The organism is Streptomyces sp. SID1328 (assembly GCF_009865595.1).
Lineage (GTDB): Bacteria > Actinomycetota > Actinomycetes > Streptomycetales > Streptomycetaceae > Streptomyces > Streptomyces griseoluteus.
Genome location: NZ_WWKH01000535.1, coordinates 1 through 1768, shown reverse-complemented (window position 1 = coordinate 1768; position 1768 = coordinate 1). Strand labels below are relative to the sequence as shown.

The 1768-nt window shown below is 68.2% G+C and carries 3 protein-coding genes; all 3 read left to right on the top strand.

Going from position 1 to position 1768, the window contains the following annotated elements; translation table 11 throughout:
• A partial coding sequence (locus GT030_RS16830; RefSeq protein WP_346009662.1) for a replication initiator occupies positions 1-307 on the top strand: 307 nt, incomplete at its 5' end.
• Positions 300-512: an excisionase family DNA-binding protein gene (locus tag GT030_RS16825; RefSeq protein ID WP_161201798.1), complete on the top strand. Its 213-nt coding sequence runs from the start codon at positions 300-302 to the stop codon at positions 510-512. The genes GT030_RS16830 and GT030_RS16825, both read left to right, overlap by 8 nt.
• Positions 512-1657, top strand: coding sequence for a site-specific integrase (locus GT030_RS16820; protein WP_161201797.1), 1146 nt, complete (start codon positions 512-514; stop codon positions 1655-1657). The genes GT030_RS16825 and GT030_RS16820 overlap by 1 nt, the downstream gene beginning before the upstream one ends.
• Positions 1658-1768: the final 111 nt, after the last annotated feature.

The window sequence follows — 1768 nt, the reverse complement described above, 5'->3', positions numbered from 1 at the left end:
GCTCGGCTTCCGCGGCCACTTCTCCACCAAGTCTCGCCGCTACTCCACCACCCTCAGCGCACTCCGCCAGACCCGCGCCGACTACCGCGCCGCCCAGCAACGCGCCGCCCTCGGCCTCCCCGACCCCGACGACCAAGAGGCGACCACACTGACCCTCGCCCACTGGGCCTACGCCGGCCACGGACACACACCCGGCGAATCCTGGCTCGCCGCCAACATCCGCCGCGACATCCAGCACAACCGCGAGACCGCCCGCGAAGAACTGCCCGTACAGCTCGCCTCGGAAGGAGCGCACGACCATGAATGAGCGGTACCTCAGCGTTGACCAGGTGGCCGAGGTGCTCGGCACGACCGTGCGTTTCCCCCGGCGCCTCATCGAGGAGCGGCGGATCACCTACGTCAAGGTCGGCCGACACGTACGCATCCCGGAGAGCGCCGTACGTGACTTCATCAGGGCCAACACGGTCGAGCCGCGCGGTCGCGCTGTTGCCCGTCGGGGGGTGGCTGCCTGATGGCTGGTAAGCGTCGACCGTTCGGCCGCGTCCGCAAGTTGCCGTCCGGCCGCTATCAGGCCCGATACGTCGGCCCCGACGGGGTGTTGCGGCCTGCGCCGGACACGTTCCGTACGAAGCGCGAGGCGGATGACTGGCTGGCCGACATGCAGACGGAACTGCGGCAGGGTGACTGGCGGGACCCTGATGCGGCCAAAGTGCCGTTTGGGAAGTACGCGGTGGCCTGGGTGAATGAGCGTCCGCTGGCGGTCAGCACGGCCGAGCTGTACGCGATCCTGGTACGCGTGCATCTGGTGCCCACCTTCGGCCGCCTGGCCGTTGCCGACATCACCCCGGCCGCCGTCCGCACCTGGCGCCGCGCACGCCTGGACGCGGGAACCGGCCCGACCACGGTCGCCAAGGCCTATTCGCTCCTCCGCACGATCATGGGCACGGCGGTTGAGGACGGTCTGATCCGCCGCAACCCGTGCCAGATCAAGAACGGCGGCACGGTGACCACTCCGGAGCGCCCGACGGCCACCGTCGTGGACGTCTTCGCCATCGCTGAGGCCTCGCAGCCTCGCTATCGCGCGCTGGTGCTGCTCGGGGCCTTCTGTGCCCTGCGCTGGGGCGAGTTGGTGGCACTGCGTCGGCGGGACGTGGACTTGGAGGCGGGCATGATCCGGGTGCGCGGCTCGGTGTCCGAACTGAACAGCGGAAAGCGGATCTACAAGGCACCCAAGAGCGAAGCGGGCAAGCGGTCCGTGGCCATTCCGCGCTCGATCCTGCCGCTCATCGCCGCGCACATGAAGCAATTCGCGGAGGCCGGCGCCGACGGTCGGGTCTTCGTCGGGGCGAAAGGCGCCACACCCCGCCGGAATCACTTCAACGGGCTGTGGCACAAAGCTTGCGAGGCGGCAGGCGTCAAAGGCGTTCGCTTCCATGATCTTCGGCACACCGGGAACACGCTCGCGTCCCAAACGAACGCCAGCACCCGTGAGCTGATGACCCGCCTCGGCCACAGCTCGACTCGTGCGGCGCTGATCTATCAGCACACTTCGGATCGTCGTGAGCGTGAGATCGCTGACGGGGTGGACGCGGTGATCGTGAACGCTCTGAAGCGCCGTCCTCGGCCGGAGGGGCACGCGGGGGACACGAAGGGCTGAACAGCTCGGGAAACGACAGAAGGCCCAGGGGCAGTAAATTTACTGCCTACCTGGGCCTTCGCTGTGTGGAGCGGGCGACGGGAATCGAACCCGCGTAGCTAGTTTGGAAGA